The organism is Agarivorans sp. B2Z047 (assembly GCF_023373605.1).
Lineage (GTDB): Bacteria > Pseudomonadota > Gammaproteobacteria > Enterobacterales > Celerinatantimonadaceae > Agarivorans > Agarivorans albus.
In genome coordinates, this window is the sequence record NZ_CP088080.1 from 2,819,869 (window position 1) to 2,838,294 (window position 18,426).

14 protein-coding genes and 4 tRNA genes are annotated in these 18,426 nt (G+C 41.5%); 9 read left to right on the forward strand and 9 right to left on the reverse strand.

Going from position 1 to position 18,426, the window contains the following annotated elements; genetic code table 11:
* Positions 1 to 44 precede the first annotated feature (44 nt).
* The 3 genes from LQZ07_RS12980 to LQZ07_RS12990 are packed head-to-tail and all read left to right on the forward strand — an operon-like array spanning position 45 to position 5,264.
* Positions 45 to 1,112 carry an efflux RND transporter periplasmic adaptor subunit gene (locus LQZ07_RS12980; RefSeq protein ID WP_227981582.1) on the forward strand — a complete coding sequence of 356 codons (1,068 nt, stop codon included), beginning with the start codon at positions 45 to 47 and terminating at the stop codon, positions 1,110 to 1,112.
* A 1-nt stretch (position 1,113) separates the two neighbouring features.
* Entirely contained in the window at positions 1,114 to 2,196 is a 1,083-nt protein-coding gene (locus LQZ07_RS12985; RefSeq protein WP_152784972.1) for an efflux RND transporter periplasmic adaptor subunit, read from the forward strand.
* Positions 2,193 to 5,264, forward strand: a complete 3,072-nt coding sequence (locus LQZ07_RS12990) for an efflux RND transporter permease subunit (RefSeq protein WP_152784971.1) — start codon at positions 2,193 to 2,195, stop codon at positions 5,262 to 5,264. The genes LQZ07_RS12985 and LQZ07_RS12990 overlap by 4 nt, the downstream gene beginning before the upstream one ends.
* Before the next feature lie 50 nt (positions 5,265 to 5,314).
* Here the strand turns inward: LQZ07_RS12990 and LQZ07_RS12995 are convergent, their stop codons facing one another.
* Positions 5,315 to 5,734: a helix-turn-helix transcriptional regulator gene (locus tag LQZ07_RS12995; protein ID WP_152784969.1), complete on the reverse strand. Its 420-nt coding sequence runs from the start codon at positions 5,732 to 5,734 to the stop codon at positions 5,315 to 5,317.
* A 115-nt stretch (positions 5,735 to 5,849) separates the two neighbouring features.
* On the opposite strand from LQZ07_RS12995, the gene LQZ07_RS13000 reads away from it, so the two are divergent.
* Positions 5,850 to 6,554, forward strand: coding sequence for an SDR family oxidoreductase (locus LQZ07_RS13000; RefSeq protein ID WP_152784967.1), 705 nt, complete (start codon positions 5,850 to 5,852; stop codon positions 6,552 to 6,554).
* 51 nt (positions 6,555 to 6,605) lie between these two features.
* Here the strand turns inward: LQZ07_RS13000 and LQZ07_RS13005 are convergent.
* The 4 genes from LQZ07_RS13005 to LQZ07_RS13020 all read right to left on the reverse strand — a co-directional run bounded on the left by LQZ07_RS13005 (position 6,606) and on the right by LQZ07_RS13020 (position 7,162).
* A tRNA-Met gene (locus LQZ07_RS13005) sits at positions 6,606 to 6,682 on the reverse strand.
* Positions 6,683 to 6,765: 83 nt separating this feature from the next.
* Positions 6,766 to 6,842, reverse strand: a tRNA-Met gene (locus tag LQZ07_RS13010).
* An 83-nt stretch (positions 6,843 to 6,925) separates the two neighbouring features.
* Positions 6,926 to 7,002 (reverse strand) — tRNA-Met (locus LQZ07_RS13015).
* An 83-nt stretch (positions 7,003 to 7,085) separates the two neighbouring features.
* Positions 7,086 to 7,162 (reverse strand) — tRNA-Met (locus tag LQZ07_RS13020).
* 160 nt (positions 7,163 to 7,322) lie between these two features.
* On the opposite strand from LQZ07_RS13020, the gene rlmKL reads away from it, so the two are divergent.
* The 5 genes from rlmKL (at position 7,323) to rmf (ending at position 13,703) form a co-directional block, all read left to right on the forward strand.
* The gene (rlmKL, locus tag LQZ07_RS13025; RefSeq protein ID WP_152784965.1) at positions 7,323 to 9,419 is read left to right on the forward strand and encodes a bifunctional 23S rRNA (guanine(2069)-N(7))-methyltransferase RlmK/23S rRNA (guanine(2445)-N(2))-methyltransferase RlmL; all 2,097 of its coding nucleotides are present in this window, start codon (positions 7,323 to 7,325) and stop codon (positions 9,417 to 9,419) included.
* A 4-nt stretch (positions 9,420 to 9,423) separates the two neighbouring features.
* Entirely contained in the window at positions 9,424 to 9,663 is a 240-nt protein-coding gene (locus tag LQZ07_RS13030) for a glutaredoxin family protein (protein WP_016401435.1), read from the forward strand.
* Entirely contained in the window at positions 9,657 to 11,552 is a 1,896-nt protein-coding gene (locus tag LQZ07_RS13035; protein ID WP_249483132.1) for an ABC transporter ATP-binding protein, read from the forward strand. The genes LQZ07_RS13030 and LQZ07_RS13035 overlap by 7 nt, the downstream gene beginning before the upstream one ends.
* Positions 11,549 to 13,378 (forward strand): DUF3466 family protein, encoded by a 1,830-nt coding sequence (locus LQZ07_RS13040; protein ID WP_152784961.1) that lies wholly within the window; start codon positions 11,549 to 11,551, stop codon positions 13,376 to 13,378. Before LQZ07_RS13035 ends, LQZ07_RS13040 begins: the two co-directional genes overlap by 4 nt.
* A gap of 148 nt (positions 13,379 to 13,526) precedes the next feature.
* On the forward strand, positions 13,527 to 13,703 hold the full coding sequence (gene rmf / locus LQZ07_RS13045; RefSeq protein ID WP_084681792.1) for a ribosome modulation factor: 177 nt from the start codon (positions 13,527 to 13,529) through the stop codon (positions 13,701 to 13,703).
* A 51-nt stretch (positions 13,704 to 13,754) separates the two neighbouring features.
* Here the strand turns inward: rmf and fabA are convergent, their stop codons facing one another.
* The 4 genes from fabA to rnt all read right to left on the reverse strand — a co-directional run bounded on the left by fabA (position 13,755) and on the right by rnt (position 18,405).
* Positions 13,755 to 14,291, reverse strand: a complete 537-nt coding sequence (gene fabA, locus LQZ07_RS13050; protein WP_016401438.1) for a bifunctional 3-hydroxydecanoyl-ACP dehydratase/trans-2-decenoyl-ACP isomerase — start codon at positions 14,289 to 14,291, stop codon at positions 13,755 to 13,757.
* A gap of 78 nt (positions 14,292 to 14,369) precedes the next feature.
* On the reverse strand, positions 14,370 to 16,361 hold the full coding sequence (locus LQZ07_RS13055) for an AAA family ATPase (protein ID WP_152784959.1): 1,992 nt from the start codon (positions 16,359 to 16,361) through the stop codon (positions 14,370 to 14,372).
* A gap of 52 nt (positions 16,362 to 16,413) precedes the next feature.
* On the reverse strand, positions 16,414 to 17,742 hold the full coding sequence (locus tag LQZ07_RS13060) for a Na+/H+ antiporter family protein (protein ID WP_152784957.1): 1,329 nt from the start codon (positions 17,740 to 17,742) through the stop codon (positions 16,414 to 16,416).
* 3 nt (positions 17,743 to 17,745) lie between these two features.
* Positions 17,746 to 18,405: a ribonuclease T gene (rnt, locus tag LQZ07_RS13065; protein WP_152784955.1), complete on the reverse strand. Its 660-nt coding sequence runs from the start codon at positions 18,403 to 18,405 to the stop codon at positions 17,746 to 17,748.
* Between the last annotated feature and the right edge of the window lie 21 nt (positions 18,406 to 18,426).

Genomic DNA, 18,426 nt, shown 5'->3' on the forward strand with positions numbered 1-18,426 from the left:
GTCTAACGTTGAATAAGTATTGGTAAATTAACTTAGGGATCTCTATGTCGTTTAGAACGTCCAGTGTATTAAGTGTTATAGCTTTTAGCAGTTTTTTGCTTGTTGGCTGTAATAAAGACCCCATTGAATCAACAGTAAACCATCTAAGACCGGTTAAGGTAAAACAAATAGAGATTGGCGACGGCGCACGGGTAAGAACGTTACCTGGAGAAACCTTTGCCTCAGATACAGCTATATTGTCGTTTCAAGTCGCAGGCAGATTGGACGAAATATTGGTAAGGCCTGGCGATGCAGTAAAAGCTGGTCAGCCCTTAGCAAGATTAGACCCTGCGATGTACAACCAAGAGTTAGAAGTAGCTAAGGCGAATTACTATCTCGCAAAGGTTCTATTCGACCGAGCAAATCAACTGGTTGACCGGGGTGTTATTTCTCGTAGCGACTTCGACCGAGCTAAAAGTGAATACACCATCAGCCAAGCGGCCTTAGATAAAGCCGAAGTTAATTTGAGCTATACCCAAGTTTTAGCACCTTACGATGGCCTAATAGCCAGCAAATACGCTGAGCAATTTGAATTTGTTTATGAAAAACAAAAGGTACTAAGTTTACAAACAGAGTCCACCGTTGACGTAAACTTTCAGCTACCTGAAAGTTTGATTGGAAACTTTCAAGATGCTAGGCGTAAAGGCGAGCCGCAACCAATTATTAGTGTGCAGTTCCAAGGTCGAGAGCAGTGGTATCAAGCTAGGTTAAAAGAGCTATCAACAGTCGCAGACTCATCAACAGGTAGTTATACCATTGTTGTCACTTTACCTATTCCCGAAGAACTTAATATTTTTCCTGGCATGGCCACCAATGTTCAAATTAAATCAACGGGCCAGAGCCGCTCTAAACTTGTGCGCGCACCAGCCGGCAGCTTAGTTGAAGAAGATGGTAAAAACTTTGTATTTGTTTGGGATGACCAAAAGCAAACCGTAACTAAAACCCAAGTTGAGTTAGAAGACGATGCTATTACGTCAGGTTTAAATGATGGTGATTGGCTTGTTATTGCGGGCGCGTCAGAGCTTAGTGATGGGCAACCTGCGGTTAAGTGGGTTAAGGAACGAGGACTATAAAATGCAGTTTAAACAAAAACTTTTAAGTGGTTTATTGGCCTCGCTGTTAATGGGTTGTGGTTCAGACAAAGCAGTAGAAGAATCTTCGCAAGTTGTCGATGTATTCAAACTACCAGAAACTTCAAACTCGGTAGACCGAAACTTTAATGGTATTGCTCGTGCGCATGATTTAGTCGATTTGTCTTTTCGTGTAGACGGGGAAATTAAAACCATTCCAGTTAAAAAAGGACAGCCTGTCAAAAAAGGCGACTTACTCGCAGAGTTAGACAAACGCGATTACCAAATTGTGGTCGACGACCGCCAAGCTAGATTAACGTTAACTAAGCAACAATTTGAACGCGCAAAAGCCTTACTTGAGCAAAAGCTATTATCACAAAGCGAATACGACAAAATGCGCGCCGAATACTTGGTTGCCTCAGCAGATTACAAAAAAGCCAAACTGATGCTCGATTACACCGAGCTGAAAGCGCCGTTTGATGGCGTTGTTGGTGATGTGTTTGCAGATTCATTTGTGAATGTTCAGCCAGGTTCAGCGGTACTCAGTATGCATAAAGTTGATTACGTTGAAGTGGATGTTGAGCTACCAGATATGATTATTTCCGTAGCTAAGCTTGGTAAAAGGCGAATTTCTGAAATAGATATAGCCGTAGGGTTTGAAGCATTTCCCGAGAAAGAGTTTAAAGGCTTACCTTACGAGTTGAACCTTGAGAAAAATAGCGCAAGTAGAAGTTACATAGCAACCATGTTGGTTCCTTATGATCCCAATTACGCAGTGCTAGAAGGCATGCAAGCTAAGGTCTCTATTGATTTGGCAGATATGACCTATACCTATAATCGCGATCACTTGGTTCCTTTGGCGGCAGTGATAATGCCAGATGGTTCCACGATTAGTCAGCAACGTCCCGTAGTGTGGCGTTATAAAGACGATCAAACTGTAGAAATGCAGGAGGTCGTTATCGGCACCATAGCAGGCGATATGATAGAGATTGAACAAGGCTTAGAAGACGGCGATACCATTGTTTCTTTAGGTGCAAATCGTTTAGTAGAAGGTCAAAAAGTAGTGTTAAAGAAGGATAACCAATGAATATTGCAGGCTATTTCGTAAAAAACTCAATAATCAGTTGGATGTTTACGCTTATCCTTCTCATTGGAGGTATTTTGTCCTTTACTGGCTTAGGGCAGTTAGAAGATCCACCGTTTACTATTAAAGATGCTGTGGTTGTTACTATGTACCCAGGGGCTACCTCTACTGAAGTAGAAGAGGAAGTGACTTACCCGGTAGAAAAAGCCATCCAAGCATTACCTTATGTAGATGACATTGTGTCTTTAAGCACGCCAGGTATGTCGCAAATTACGGTTACCATGAAGAGGACTTATGGTCCCGACGAACTACCGCAAATCTGGGATGAGCTGCGTCGTAAAGTTGGTGATATGGCACCTCAGTTACCGCCAGGCGTATCTGCACCATTAGTTAATGACGATTTTGGTGATGTATACGGCATTATGTATATGGTGTCTGGAGAAGACTACGACTACAAAGATATTCAAGATTATGTTGATTACGTTCGTCGAGAAATAGAACTAGTTCCTGGCGTTGGTAAAGTAACTTTAGCTGGCGCGCAAACCGAGCAAGTGTTTATAGAGATCTCGGTGCAAAAGATGGCAACTTTCAACCTTGATCCTGCTTTAATTACCAGTTTGCTAAATTCACAAAACATGGTTACTTCAGCAGGCAATATTAAAATTGCAGGAGACCAACTAACGCTTCGTCCAACAGGTTCGTTTAAATCTGTAGAAGAACTTGGTGACCTGATTATACCGGGAACAACAGGTAACAAGCTTATCTATTTAAAAGATGTAGCTACCATTACCCGTGGCTACGAAGAAGTTCCAAGTAATTTGGTTAGCTTTAATCAAAACCAAGCCATCAACATCGGCGTGTCGTTTACCAGTGGAGTTAACGTTGTAGAAGTTGGTAAAGCGATTGAAGCTAAGTTGCAAGAAATCGACTACGCACGTCCAGCCGGTATGACCACTGATTCAATGTATAACCAGCCTCAAGAAGTCGATAAATCCGTAAGCTCTTTTGTTTGGAACCTTATTTTAGCGGTAGCGATTGTGGTGGTTGTGCTTTTAGTCTTTATGGGGCTTAAAAGCGGTATTCTGATTGGACTAATTTTGTTCTTAACCTGCTTAGGAACATTTATTTTAATGAAGCAAGCGGAGATTGAACTACAACGGATTTCCCTTGGGGCATTAATCATCGCGCTTGGAATGTTAGTCGACAACGCCATTGTTGTTGTCGAAGGCATACTAATGGGGCGTAAAAAAGGTTTAAGTACCTTAAAGGCGTCTCAAGAAATTGTAGGGCAAACCATGTGGCCGTTGCTAGGCGCAACGATTATCGCCATTACCGCCTTTGCTCCAATTGGCTTATCTCCAGATTCTACCGGTGAATTTGCGGCATCGTTGTTCTACGTATTGTTGTTCTCGTTGTTTTTGTCTTGGATTACCGCGATTACCATTACTCCATTTTTTGCCCAGTTGTTCTTTGGCAAAGAAGGCGATAAGCAAGTTGAAGGTGAAGACAGTGACCCTTACAAAGGAGCATTCTTTAATACCTACAAAGTGTTATTAGATTTTTGTTTACGCTTCAAATGGCCCACCGTAATTGTAATCGTTGTGCTTTTTGTTATGTCTATTGTGGGCTTTGGTTACGTAAAACAATCATTCTTCCCACCATCCTCTACACCGATATTTTTAATCGATGTTTGGATGCCAGAAGGTACAGATATTAGAGAAACACGAGAAGCGGTTTCAGAGATGGAACAAATGGCGCGAGATACAAACGCAGTTGAATTTGTGTCATCTACGGTAGGCAAGGGCTTTCAACGCTTTATGTTGACCTACTCACCAGAGAAAAACTATGGTGCATTTGCCCAAATAGCAGTACGTACAACCACTTCAGAAACTGCTGCGGCAGCTATGTCGTCGCTACGTAAAGGGGTTGAACAGCAGTTTCCTCAGGCGCAGTTTAAGTTCAAGAATTTAGAAATTGGACCATCAACAGATGCCAAGATAGAAGCACGCGTACTAGGGGCCGATCCTGATGTATTGCGCTCAATTTCGGCAGACATTCAAAAGATCTTCAATGACACTCCAGGTACTGTGAATGTTCGCCATGACTGGCGTGACCGCGTTAAATACATAGAACCTAACTTTAACGAAACTCAGGCAAGACGCTTAGGTATCAACAAGTCTGATGTTGACCAAACCTTAGAATTTGCTTTTGCCGGATTAAGTTTTGGTCTATACCGCGAAGGGACAAACTTAATGCCAATCGTAGGTCGTTTGCCTGATGAAGAGCGTGTTGATATTGATTCTTTGGATAGCCTGCGTATTTGGAGCCCAACGTTAAATAGCTATATTCCTATTCAGCAAGTAGTGAACGGCTTTAGTGTTAAGTTTGAAGACCCTATTATTCAACGCCGCGATAAAAAGCGTACCTTAACCATATTTGCGGATGCAGACTTTGAATATGACATCCTTCCAGCTGAATTGTTTTCTATCGTAAAACCTCAGGTAGAAGCTTTAGATTTGCCTCCAGGTTATGAGTTGCAATGGGGCGGTGAATACGAGTCTTCGGGCGATGCACAAGAAGCTTTATTTGCATCTTTACCGATGGGCTATTTAATCATGTTCTTGATTACGGTATTCCTGTTTAATTCGGTTAAAAAGCCATTAGTGATTTGGTGTTGTGTACCTTTGGCATTAATTGGAATTACCTCTGGCTTGCTGTTCCTAGGAAAACCATTTGGTTTTATGGCATTACTTGGAATGCTGAGCTTATCGGGCATGCTGCTTAAAAACGGCATTGTACTGCTCGATCAAATCAGTGCAGATATAGCCGCTGGTAAAGAGGTTTACCAAGCTGTATTTGAATCTACCGTAAGCAGGGTTAGGCCGGTATGTATGGCCGCAGTAACAACCATTTTAGGTGTAGCACCATTGATCTCGGATGTGTTCTTCGAGTCTATGGCAGCGGTAGTAATGTTTGGTTTAGGTGTAGCAACCGTTCTTACTTTGCTGATCGTTCCGGTATTGTACGTTATCTTCTTTAACGTGAAGTATCGCGACTATAAAGAGTTTTAAACCTTCTAAAGGTAAATACTAAAAAAAGAGTTGCCTTGGCAACTCTTTTTTTAACCACACAATCCCATCACATACCTAACAAAGGGTTTTGCTTCTTCTAAATCAAAGTAGCCATCCTTTTTACGTGTTGTTCTTAAGTATTGATATGTAGCCACAATTACCTTCATTACTTTTTCATTTTCTACGCTTAAATCGTGTTGCTCAGCTGCCGCCAAGGTAAGCTCAACTGCTTTTTCAAGCGCTTCCATATCAACTACTTCTGCTTTTCGGTATTGATAGCCTTCACCGGTAGCTAACCATTCAAGTGAACAATTGGCTTTTTGTGCGATTTGATTAGCTTTAGACAGACTTGGCTCAGAGCCTTTTAAGTATTTCCTGATTAGGCTCTCATTTAATTCTACTTTTCGGGCAAAGCCGCTAACGCTTTGTTCACCCATTAATTCTTTTAGGCGATCGGAAAACTCGTTCAATCGAATACCCTTGTTTGCTTCGTACCAAAGTACGATAAAACTAGCACTATTGTATTGAATGTGTCCAGTAAACTTGCAGAATACTCACTTCATTAAATCGAACTAAGGTATGTAAATGGACAGCGTGAATGGAAAGGTTGCAATAGTAACAGGTGGTGGCAGCGGTATAGGTTTGGCAATTGCAAAAGCCTTAGCGGAGCAGGGCGCTAAAGTTGTCATTAGCTCGAGAGATTTAACCAAGCTTGAGCAAACGGTAAGCAAGCTAAAAAATGATTATGGGTTAAGCGTTCATTGCTATGCTGCTGACATCCGCATCAAACAACAAGTACAGGCGCTAAAAGACTTCGTAATAGCTCAGTTTGGCCGTGTAGATATTTTGGTAAACAACAGTGGACTAGGTGTTGGCGAAACTATTGAACATTGTAGTGAAGAAGACTGGGACTTGGTTGTAGACACCTGTACCAAAGGCACTTTTTTAATGAGCCAATCAGTATTGCCAAACATGAAATCTAATCAAGGTGGCTTTATCCTTAATATTGCTTCGCAAGCAGCTAAAAATGGCTATGCCAATGCTGGACCTTACTGCGCAGCAAAATTCGCAGTGCTCGGATTAGCTGCAGCATTACAAGAAGAAGTAAGAGAGCACGGCATTAGAGTACATAGCTTGTGTCCAGGCTTGGTACAGGTACCTGCTCCTGAGTGTGAATCGGACATAAAGCCTGGGTGGTTACAAGTAAGTGATTTAGCCGAATCAGCATTGTTCGTGCTTAAACAACCGGCAAGGGTTCACCTAGAAAATATTGGCTTGTATGGATTTTAACTAAGGGCTGGCTGCTGATTAAGCGGCGTTTGCTTGTATATTATAAAGAATTGGTTGCGGGAGCCGGATTTGAACCAACGACCTTCGGGTTATGAGCCCGACGAGCTACCAGACTGCTCCATCCCGCGTCCGGTCTTAACTAAAGTAGTTAAGTGATTTGAATAGTTAGTTGGCTTAGCTATTCGAACTAAGCAATTCTTAAATAAAGAATTGGTTGCGGGAGCCGGATTTGAACCAACGACCTTCGGGTTATGAGCCCGACGAGCTACCAGACTGCTCCATCCCGCGTCCGGTCTTAACTAAAGTAGTTAAGTGATTTGAATAGTTAGTTGGCTTAGCTATTCGAACTAAGCAATTCTTAAATAAAGAATTGGTTGCGGGAGCCGGATTTGAACCAACGACCTTCGGGTTATGAGCCCGACGAGCTACCAGACTGCTCCATCCCGCGTCCGGTCTTAACTAAAGTAGTTAAGTGATTTGAATAGTTAGTTGGCTTAGCTATTCGAACTAAGCAATTCTTAAATAAAGAATTGGTTGCGGGAGCCGGATTTGAACCAACGACCTTCGGGTTATGAGCCCGACGAGCTACCAGACTGCTCCATCCCGCGTCCGTTATTGCGGAGCGCATAGTACGCACAGAGTAGTGATAATACAAGAGATTATTTGTTTTAATTATCCAAGTGCCGATTATTTATCCGAATGAGGCTTTTACTACTGATCCTTAGCAAAACAGGTATAATCCACGGGTTAAATAAATAGAGTATCGAAATGGCAGATTTTTTCGCTTCGACCGCTAAAGGTTTAGAAAGCTTATGTTTAGATGAAATTACCGCGCTGGGTGCAGAAAACTGCAAACAAACAGTAGCCGGTGTTAGCTTTAGTTGTGACTGGCCAACCGCCTACAAAATTTGTATGTGGTCACGTGTTGCCTCTCGCATATTGTTGCGCTTAGTAGAGACTCAAGCAGAAAATGTTGATGAGCTATATGAAGCTGCCTATTTAGTACGTTGGAATAAGTACTTTAGCGTAGACCAAACATTCTCTGTGCATTGTAGTGGAACAAACCACTATATAGACAATAGCCAGTTTGGTGCGCTTAAAGTAAAAGATGCCATCGTTGATCAATTTAATAAGCTGAAAGGCGTTCGCCCCAATGTGGCTAAAACCGACGAAGACGCGCGAATAGTGGTTCGTTTAGCGGGTAAACATTTAGCCATTTCAATTGATTTATCTGGCGCAGCCCTTCACAGACGTGGTTATCGTTTAGAACAGGGTGAAGCACCAGTCAGAGAAAACCTTGCAGCGGCCTTAGCGGTTCGTAGCAACTGGCAAGAAAAATATCTGATTGATCCAATGTGTGGTTCCGGGACAATTTTGATTGAAGCGGCTATGCAAGCAGCCGACATTGCCCCTGGTTTAAACCGACAATTTGGCTTTGAGCGCTTACGCAACTTTGCGTCTTCTGCTTGGCAAGATATTCGAAACGATGCCAAAGCCAGAGCCCAATATGGCTTAGCAAATTGTAAGCAACGTCTAATCGGCTACGATATTGATCGTCGCATGGTGACCTTAGCTAAATCGAATATTGAGCGCGCTGGGCTTGGTGACATTATTTCAGTACATGTTCATGATGCTGCGAATCTGCCAGCCGCGCCTAGTGAGCCCGGACTTATTTTGTCTAATCCGCCTTATGGTGAACGTCTCGGCGAACTAACTAAGCTTATCGGCTTATTCTTATCCTTTGGTGCGAGCGTACGCGAAAACTATCCTGGCTGGCGCTTGTCGCTATTTACCGCCGCTCCAGAACTTCTCGACTATCTGCGCTTGCGTAGTGACAAGCAATATAAGTTTTTAAATGGTGCACTTAACTGTGTGCTGAAAATCTACCAAATTGGTGAAGGTGGGCAGGGCACGCAACGTAAATATGCGGAAGACTTTGTAAACCGATTGCTTAAAAACAAGAAAAAGCTGCAGAAATGGATCAAGCGAGACAACATAACTTGTTACCGCTTATATGATGCAGACTTACCCGAATACAATGTGGCTGTAGATTGCTACGACGACTATGTGATTGTACAAGAGTATCGAGCTCCAAAGAGTATTGAACCCGCAAAAGCGCGTCGTCGTTTAATGGATTTGCTAACCGGGCTTTTACAAAGTGATTTAGTAGCTAACGATAAGTTAGTAATTAAACAACGTGCTCAACAAAAAGGGCGCCAGCAATATGAACGCAATAGCGACGAAAAAGAGCGTTTTGTTGTTCAAGAATATGGCGCTCAGTTTTACGTCAATCTTACCGATTATTTAGATACTGGTTTGTTTTTGGATCATCGGAACATGCGGCATTACATTCAACAACATAGCCAAAGTAAAAAGGTTCTCAATCTTTTCGCTTACACGGGCTCAGCTTCGGTTCATGCAGCGCTTGGTGGGGCTTCTAAAGTTACAACTGTAGATATGTCTAATACCTATTTAAACTGGGCAAAAGATAACTTTAGATTAAACCAGCTTCCGATTAGCAAACATGAGTTTATTCGTGCTGATTGTATGGCTTGGCTGAAAACACAAATATCACAACGTTGGGATTTGATTTTTCTCGATCCGCCTACTTTTTCAAATTCAAAAAAGATGGATGAAGTGTTTGATATACAAAAAGATCACGTTGATTTGTTGGGCTCGGTTTCGCGCTTGCTTAATCCGGGCGGACAGTTGATTTTCTCAAACAATAGACGCCAATTCAAAATGGATATAGAAGCCTTAGCAAAGCTGGGGCTTAAAGTTAAGAACATTTCAAGTCAGTCTTTATCGCCTGATTTTGAACGTAATAAACAAATTCATAATTGTTGGATGATACACAAGGAATAGTTGTATGACTTGGGTTTTATATAGTACTGATGGTTGCCATCTTTGCGAAGATGCTCGTGCGTTAATTTTAGCTAACCCCAATATTAATGAGCTAAAAGAACAAGACATAATCGAAGACGAGTCTTTAGTCGAGCAATACCGTTATAGCATTCCTGTGTTGTGTCACGAACCCAGTCAACAAAGAATTAACTGGCCTTTTGACGCGAGCCAGTTAGAACAATTTATAGAGAGTTGTGCGTGTTAGTAAACTTACAAGACGCTTTTTTGGCATATGGCGACACGCCACTGTTAAACAAAGCAAATGTGCAAATAAACAAAGCTGAACGAGTATGTCTAGTTGGCCGTAATGGTGCTGGCAAGAGCACTTTGTTGCAAGTGATCGAAGGCGCTATTCAGTTAGACTCAGGCCAACGTCAACTAGTTAATGACGTTGTCATCACCCGATTACAGCAAGATCCACCTGAGGCGAGTGAGCAACGTATTTTTGATTACGTCGCTGAAGGCAAACCACATATCGGTAAATTGCTCAGCGAGTTTCACCACTTAACGTCGAATATCAATGAAAACTCCAGTGAACGCGAATTAAAACGTATGCAACAAATACAGCATGAGATAGATGTTGTAGACGGCTGGAAATTTGATAACGAAATTCAACAAGTTCTCACAACCATGAAGCTAGATGGAGAAGCTCCTTTGCAAGGCCTATCCGGTGGTTGGCTAAGAAAGGTTGCGTTAGCAAAAGCGTTGGCAGGTGATCCAGATATTTTGCTGCTTGATGAACCGACTAACCATTTGGATATTAATACCATCAAATGGCTAGAAGAGTTTTTGCTTAATTTTAAAGGCCCTATTGTGTTTATTAGTCACGATAGGGCTTTTATTCGTAAAATCGCCACCAGAATTGTAGACATAGACCGTGGTGTGCTTACCTCCTGGCCCGGCAACTACGATGCCTACTTAGATGGTAAAGCAGAGTGGCTACGTGTTGAAGAAGAGCAAAATGCTTTGTTCGATAAACGTTTGGCTGAAGAAGAGGCTTGGATTCGTCAAGGTATTAAAGCGCGTAGAACCCGTAATGAAGGGCGAGTTAGAGCGCTTAAAGCTATGCGTAATGAACGCAGTGAACGCGTTAATCGCCAAGGTACTACCAATATGCAAATCGACGATGGTTTGCGTTCAGGAAAGATTGTATTTGAAGCCGAACAATTAAGTTTCGGTTACCCTGATGATGCTTATCCTATTATTTCTCCGCTAGATTTACTGGTAATGCGAGGCGACAAAATTGCCTTGGTTGGAGGCAATGGCTGTGGAAAATCAACCCTTATCAAGTTGTTACTTGAGCAGTTAACTCCAAGCTCAGGCAAGCTAAAAATAGGGACTAATCTCAATGTTGCTTATTTCGATCAGTATCGCCAAGAGCTAGACCCAGAAAAAACCTTGCTAGATAATTTAGCTGGCGGTAAACAAGAAATTGAAATCAACGGTAATAAACGCCATGTAATGGGGTACCTACAAGACTTTTTATTTCACCCTAAACGCGCATTTACTCCGGTTAAAGCGCTTTCTGGTGGCGAAAAAAATCGACTCATGTTGGCAAAATTATTCTTGAAACCAGCCAATTTGTTGGTTTTAGATGAACCAACCAACGATTTGGATGTCGAAACGCTGGAGTTACTAGAAGAGTTGGTAAGCCAATATCCAGGAACAGTGTTATTGGTTAGCCATGACAGAAGCTTTATCGACAATACAGCAAGTCATGTTTGGTTCTTTGATGGAAACAGTAATGTAGACAGCTATGTAGGCGGATATTCTGAAGTAGCAGATTACATAGAAAACCGGCAAAAAGCGCCTGTTGTAAAAGCTGTTGAGAAAACTGATTCTAGTCAGCGAGCCCAAAAACAATCGAAGAAGTTGTCATATAAATTGAAACTGGAACTTGACCAGCTACCCGAAAAATTGGAAGCTGCCGAGGCGCAAGTAGAAGAATTACAAAGTAAAGTAAATGAACCTGAGTTCTTTAATTTAGAACAAGACGTCGTTCAAAATACTTTAAATGATTTAGCCAAAGCAGAGCAGAGTTTAGAAGACCTGTTTATGCGCTGGGAAGAATTGGAAGAACTAAAAAATTCATGAAGAAGTCTATGATGAAACGCTCTTTAGCAATGGCATTCGCGCCTTTAGTATTGTCTGCTAGCTTTGCTCAAGCAGCACAAACCGAATCCTATTATCTTATAGAAGAAATTCCACTAGAAACCAGTAACGGACTTGTCGAAGCTAATGGTGACCTAGTTGTTACTGCCGCAAGTAATGATGGGGAGTATGTAGCGGGTAGTGCTCAAACTTTTAGAAGTGCTTTTCGCTTTTACGACTTTTCCGACAGAACCACTTTTGACTATGGCTGCCAGTACGCTAGCGAAGTATGTGACTTGTTCTTCTACGGAGATAATAGTTTTTACGATACCTATCGTAAACGCTTAAGAGAACAAAGAACCGTTTTGTACCAATCTAATGTGCTCTCTTTCTTAGCCAATCGAAATATTAGTGGGATGCATACCGATGGCAAGAACCTGCCGCCGTTGCCTACTTGGGATACCATTAACGAAAAACTTTATGTTTTCGATGATATTGCTAACAGTGACTACACAACTGATACACGAGTGAATGATATCAATAGTGAATTAGGTTGGGCTGTAGGCTACGACTCAGCGCCATTTAGCAATCCTAATGGTGGAAATTATACAAGGGACTTTATTCAACGTGGGTTTGCTTTGCGCTTAAGCGACCAAGCTAAAGTTACTTTGCTACCAACAGCCTTTAACAACAGTAGTGGCGAGCAAGAAGATGATAAAGGTGGGTTATCATCAGGCTTACAAATTATCGAAAAAGATGGCCGTACCCTTGTTATTGGCATAGGTAGTGTCAGTTATTCCAATAGCGACAGCTTTGGTGAGTGTCAAACAGGTAACCGAGAAAACTACTACCGTTGTTCAGGTTTTGATACTCAAGCATGGGTATGGGACATTACAGACGCAATAGATGGAGAGCAAGTAGTTGGGCAACAACTAGTTGAAGGCTACGTTCGTTCTCGTTATGGCAATGCTCCAGATTTTAACTTGGTAAAAGATGCCAATAACGAGATATTAGTAGGTATATCTTCAGATGATGTCTATGACAGCACTAACGGTTCACGTGGCCGCGCTACTTACTATACCGACAATGGTGATGGTACTTATAGTCTAAATAAAATACCAAATATTCGGATTGATGGTGATAATGACAAGTTTGAAGACTCCGTATCCCATACTTGGGCAAATTCAGTAAACGACGCCAACTTAATTGTCGGTAATTTGCGATACGTAGAAGTTAAATCACGTAACCGTCCGGTAGAAGGTTTTGTATATGATGGTGATGAAAATTCAGAAACATACCAAGAGGTAAATTGGCCATTACGTAACAAACCATTTTCTGGTGCTAACAGCGAATTCAGCGATATCAATAATAGCGGTTTAATCGTAGGTTGGCGAGATGGGGATAGTGAAGAACAGCCAGCTTATAATGGTACTACACGTAGACAAACGGGTATCTTATTAGATTACAATCGTTACCTAGAAGGTAACAAGACATACACCTGGACGCTTAATCAATTAACCTGTTATGAGCAAGACGGAACGCCACAGATACCGCTGTACCGGTTCGAGTTTGCAACTCATATTAATGATGAAGGTGAAATATTTGCCAACGGTTATCACTATGAAAGTGCTGAAGAGTTTATTAATGGAGTAAATCCTCGTGCGGTGTTACTTAAATTGGTAAGAAACCCTGCGGTGACAGATATAGATGACTTAGCAACTTGCCCGCAAATAGAAGAAGTGAAGTATGAACGTAAAGGGGCTTCTAGCTTGTGGTTAGGCTTACTGCTCTTACCTGTTGTTTTTGTGAGGCGTTTCATAAAAAGATAAATTGTCTTTTTAGTGCAACAAAAATATCAATTAGTTAGCGAATACTTAAAAATTTAGTTTTTGATCTTTTAAAAACGATAAGCGATAGTAGATCAGGAGTCCAAGTGGGCTCCTGATTTGTTTTCTGATCTTGATGAGGAAGAAGTCTATGAAAAGACAAAAACGCGATCGTTTAGAAAGAGCGCATGCCAAAGGTTATCAAGCAGGGTTATCAGGAAGGTCTAAAGAGACCTGTCCGTATGGTGGAGCAGACGCAAGAGGTCATTGGTACGGTGGGTGGCGTGAGGCTGTTGAAGAACGCGTTTCAGGATTAGACAATAACTAAATAAAAAAAGCCCTATAAATAGGGCTTTTTAATATCAGCGTATTAGGAGTACTAAAAAGTTGAAGTGTCGGTAAACAAACCTACTTTCAAATCATTTGCTGAGTAAATCTGACGACCATCTACCTCTACAATGCCATCCGCAATACCCATAACTAATTTACGCATAATTACACGCTTCATCTGAATGCGGTAGGTGACTTTCTTAGCTGTAGGTAATACTTGGCCAGTGAATTTAACTTCGCCAACACCCAAAGCTCGCCCTTTACCCGGACCGCCACTCCAACCTAAGAAAAATCCAACAAGCTGCCACATTGCGTCTAAGCCTAAGCAACCAGGCATTACCGGGTCGCCAGGGAAGTGACAGTCAAAAAACCATAAATCAGGGTTAATGTCTAACTCAGCAACGATTTCGCCGTTGCCAAACTCACCACCTTCGTGGGTGATTTTTAGAATGCGGTCCATCATTAGCATGTTTGGTGCGGGTAACTTACTGTTTCCTTCACCGAATAAAAGGCCTTGGCTGCAATCAAGCAATTCTTGGCGTTCATAGCTAGTTTTACCTAGTTCTTTTTGCGAAACCTGAGTCATGAATTATACCTTTAAAAAATTTGCCGATACTTTAGCTAACACGTGTAAGCTAAACAAGTCCGATGTCCGAAAATTTCGCTAAAACTTGAATAAGTCAGATACTTTCTTCAAAAGCCAGCGAATTAAACCAGGTTCATCGTTTGGTAGATTGATTAATTTGTTAATTTTTCCGTAAACACTTTCTTCATCGAGTAGGTCGCCAGCAGGCAGATTGAACAAATAGGGCACCGCTTGGCTAATGGTAGAAACAGCAAAAATGCTTAGTTGTTTTTGCTCAGCCGCGTTTAAAACCTCTTGCGAAAGATTCAGTTGATTAAGGTTGGCTTCCGGTATTACTACCCGGATAGGCTGGTTAGTTTTAACAAGTTGGGCAACCCTTAAATAACCTTCGATCTTTTCGTTTATGCCACCCACGGCTAACACATTGCCTTTTTGATCTAAGGCGCCGGTTACTGCGGTATTTTGCTGAATGGGAAGCTTTGAGATAGCGCTTAGTAAAGCCAAGGCTGATGCGAGAGAAGCGCTGTCACCATCTATTTCATGATAAGACTGTTCAAATACTACGTTGCCGGAATAAGGGAAATGATGCTCAGAGGCAAACAATTGATTTAGAAAGCCATGAATGATCATCATTGATTTAGCGTGAACATTCCCTGCTAGTTCTGCTTTTCTTTCTATATCGTTAAAGTCGCCGTCACCTTGAAACACATTTGCAGTTATTCTGATGGGTTCACCAAATGATAAACCTAAGCCAGCGAAGTCGATAACCGATAAACCATTTATTTGGCCAACTTGCTCACCACTTAAACAAATGTTGGTTTGTTTTTCTCTATAGGAGAGATCACTAAACTTTTGCTGGTTGTTAACGTTATGGTTTAAGTGTTTTAGAGCTTGGGTAAAGCCTTGACTGTTTGCTGCAAATTGATTGAGTTGTAGTGACAGAAGTAGCGTAATTATTTCTTGTACATCTAGACTTAAATATTGTTGATGCTCGCAAAGCTTAGCTGCGTAGTTCAAAACGCATTCGTAGAGCTCCGGTGTTAAGCTGGATAAGCCGCGTTGATCTAACTCACCATTTAAGTGGCTCAAATACAAATTGATGTTGGTTGAGCTTGCTTCTACTTCTAATGGCAGTTCTGTTTCTAAAAGCCCTAGGTTTTTTATACTTGGGTCGAGCTCATATAAATCGGCAATGGCATTGGCATTACCAATAAGTACTAACTTGGTCGTTACCGACAAATGTTGAGGTTGGCTAGTTAGCTTTTCACCTTGCAATTTATCCCACGAAAAAATTGAGGTAGTTAAACTAGCTTTTAGTTCAAACCAAAGCTTTGCTTCTGCAAGAATATCTTCAGCATTTAACACCAGTATCCCGGAAGCTGAATGATGAATAGCCCCTAAATTTACCTCAACCAAATCTGCATTATGAGTTGCTGGTTGAGCAAGATATTGGCCAAAAATAGTTGCTCTAGTGAATTCGTAACAATAATTTAATGTTGGCTTATTAAGCCAAGTCTTATAGAACTTTTGAATCGTGGTGAAAGAAGGTAACTCAACAAGGTATTCAAATAGTTGTTTGATGATATTTAATACTTGCTCAGGAACCTGCGCTTGGTTAAGTCCTTTTAGAATTTTGCTAAGGGAGTCGGATTGAGACTCTTCCATAAACGTTAATTCTTCACCTATCTCTTTGGCTAAAAGTTCTGAGCCAAAATCTTTGTTTAGCAAATCTTCAATCTGCAGCATAGTTTGCTCAAAAGCTTGTTGGGCTTTTTGTGAAAGCTCAACACAATAAGGGCGCTGTGGCTGGGTAAGGTTAAATATTAAGGCGTAAGCTTTTTGCTCAATATTAAGGTCTTTAGCAAAGTCTGCGAGTACTGAATGCAAATTGAAAAAACTAGGGGCCTGACAAACCATAACTTGTTGATGATTATTGGCGTGAGTAAAGTGGTCAAAACTAGATTTTGCTATAGGTAATAAACTCGACCACTGAATGTCGTTAGTTGGGTTTATGTTCTCTAGCGAAAAGTTAGGTTTTAGTTTTTCAATGCTTAGGGCTGATTCAGTCAATTCGTATTCCGGTGTTAAACGTGCAATGTGTAATTAAAACAGTTTGTTAGCTCTATAGAACAATAGCTGCTATCCAACCAAAAACCAACAGTGGTAGGTTGAAGTGCAAAAATGTGGGTACAACGGTGTCCCATATGTGGTCATGCTGGCCGTCACTATTTAAGCCTGCAGTCGGGCCTAGTGTAGAGTCTGAAGCTGGCGAGCCTGCATCTCCAAGTGCTGCTGATGTTCCTACCAAGGCAACTGTTGCTAACTCAGAGAAACCTAGCGAGAGAGCTAGCGGAACGTATATAGCGGCAATTATGGGAATGGTTGAAAATGATGAACCTATTCCCATAGTAATTAGTAATCCCATTAGCAACAACATTGCTGCAGCAAATGCCTTGTTATCACCAAGTATACTTTGAGCACTATTTACTAGTTCTGGTACGCCACCAGTAGCTTTCATTACGCCGGCAAAACCATTTGCTGCAATCATAATGAATCCAATTAAGGCCATTAATTTAACGCCTTCAACAAACAAGTCTTGGCTATTCTGAGGTTTTAAGCCTGACGCGGTAGTGAGCAGTAGGAAGCCGGCTAAAGCGCCCATAATGATCGACTCAGTATAAACGTTTACCACTAAGGCAACGATTATAATGGTGATATTCAAAACGGTTTTTAGGGGGCTAGTTTGTATTTCGCTCGAGGGTTGATCACTAGTATTGATCGTTGTTTGGTAAGTTCTTGGCTGCCGATAAGAAAAAAATATGGCTGTAAGTAGACCTAACACCATTCCTAGGGCTGGTATTGTCATAGCAATGGGTAACTGGCTTTTATCAATCGTTAAGCCCGCCGACAAAATATTGCCATGTAACAGTTGGTTTAAAAATATGCTGCCAAAGCCATAAGGTAGCCACATATAAGTGGTGACTAAACCAAAAGTGATACAGCATGCAATGATTCGCCTATCCATATTTAGTTGATTGAATACAGCGATTAAGGGCGGGATTAATATTGGAATAAAGGCGATATGCACTGGAACCAAGTTTTGCGAGCTTACTGCCATTAATATTATGGCGCCAAGCATCATCCACTTCACCAAAGAAAGGTGCTGATCTTTATGCAAATTTACTAAACGTACAATCTTGTTAGCAATCATATCGGTTAAGCCGCTTCTGGCAATGGCAACAGCAAACGCACCAAGAAGAGCATAACTTAAAGCGATATTAGCGCCATCTCCTAAACCGGCCTCAAAAGCGGCTATAGTTTCCGTCAAGCTTAAATCGGATAAAAGCCCGCCAATAATTCCACTTATCGATAAAGCTAATACTACATTTACACGCAGTAAACTTAGTACCAACATTAAGCAAACCGCCAATACAACAGGATTAGTAATCATCGATTATTGATTCTCATCTTGATCTGGTTTTGGTAGGGGCCAACCGCCTAGGTTCTTCCACTTGTTAACAATCAGGCAAAACAGCTCTGCTGTTTTTTGCGCGTCGTATAGTGCTGAGTGTGCTTCTTCGTTGCTAAACTCTAAGCCAGCTTCTTTACATGCCTTGGCTAAAACAGTTTGGCCTAAGGCTAGGGCACTAATACTGGTAGTATCAAAGCTCACAAAAGGATGGAAAGGATTACGCTTAATATTACAGCGCTCTACTGCTGCGTTAAAAAAGCCCATATCAAAGGCTGCATTGTGAGCCACCATTACAGCCCGGTTACAGCCATGGGCTTTTAATGCTTTACGTATTGGCTTAAACATCTCTTTCAGCGCAAAGTCTTCGCTTACTGCGCCACGTGAAGGGTTATTAGGATCTATTCCGGTAAACTCTAAAGCGGCTTGTTCTAGGTTAGCGCCTTCAAAAGGCTCAACGTTAAACTGTAAGCTTTCTAGAACATAAAGTTCGCCTTGTTCGTTAAAGCTAAGCAAGCAAGCTGCAATTTCTAGTAACGCATCTGTTTTAGCGTTAAAGCCAGCTGTTTCTATGTCGATAACTACAGGATAGTAGCCGCGAAATCGACTAGACATTAATTCGGTCGTGAGTTCAGTAATGGTCATAATGTGGGTAACTAATATTAG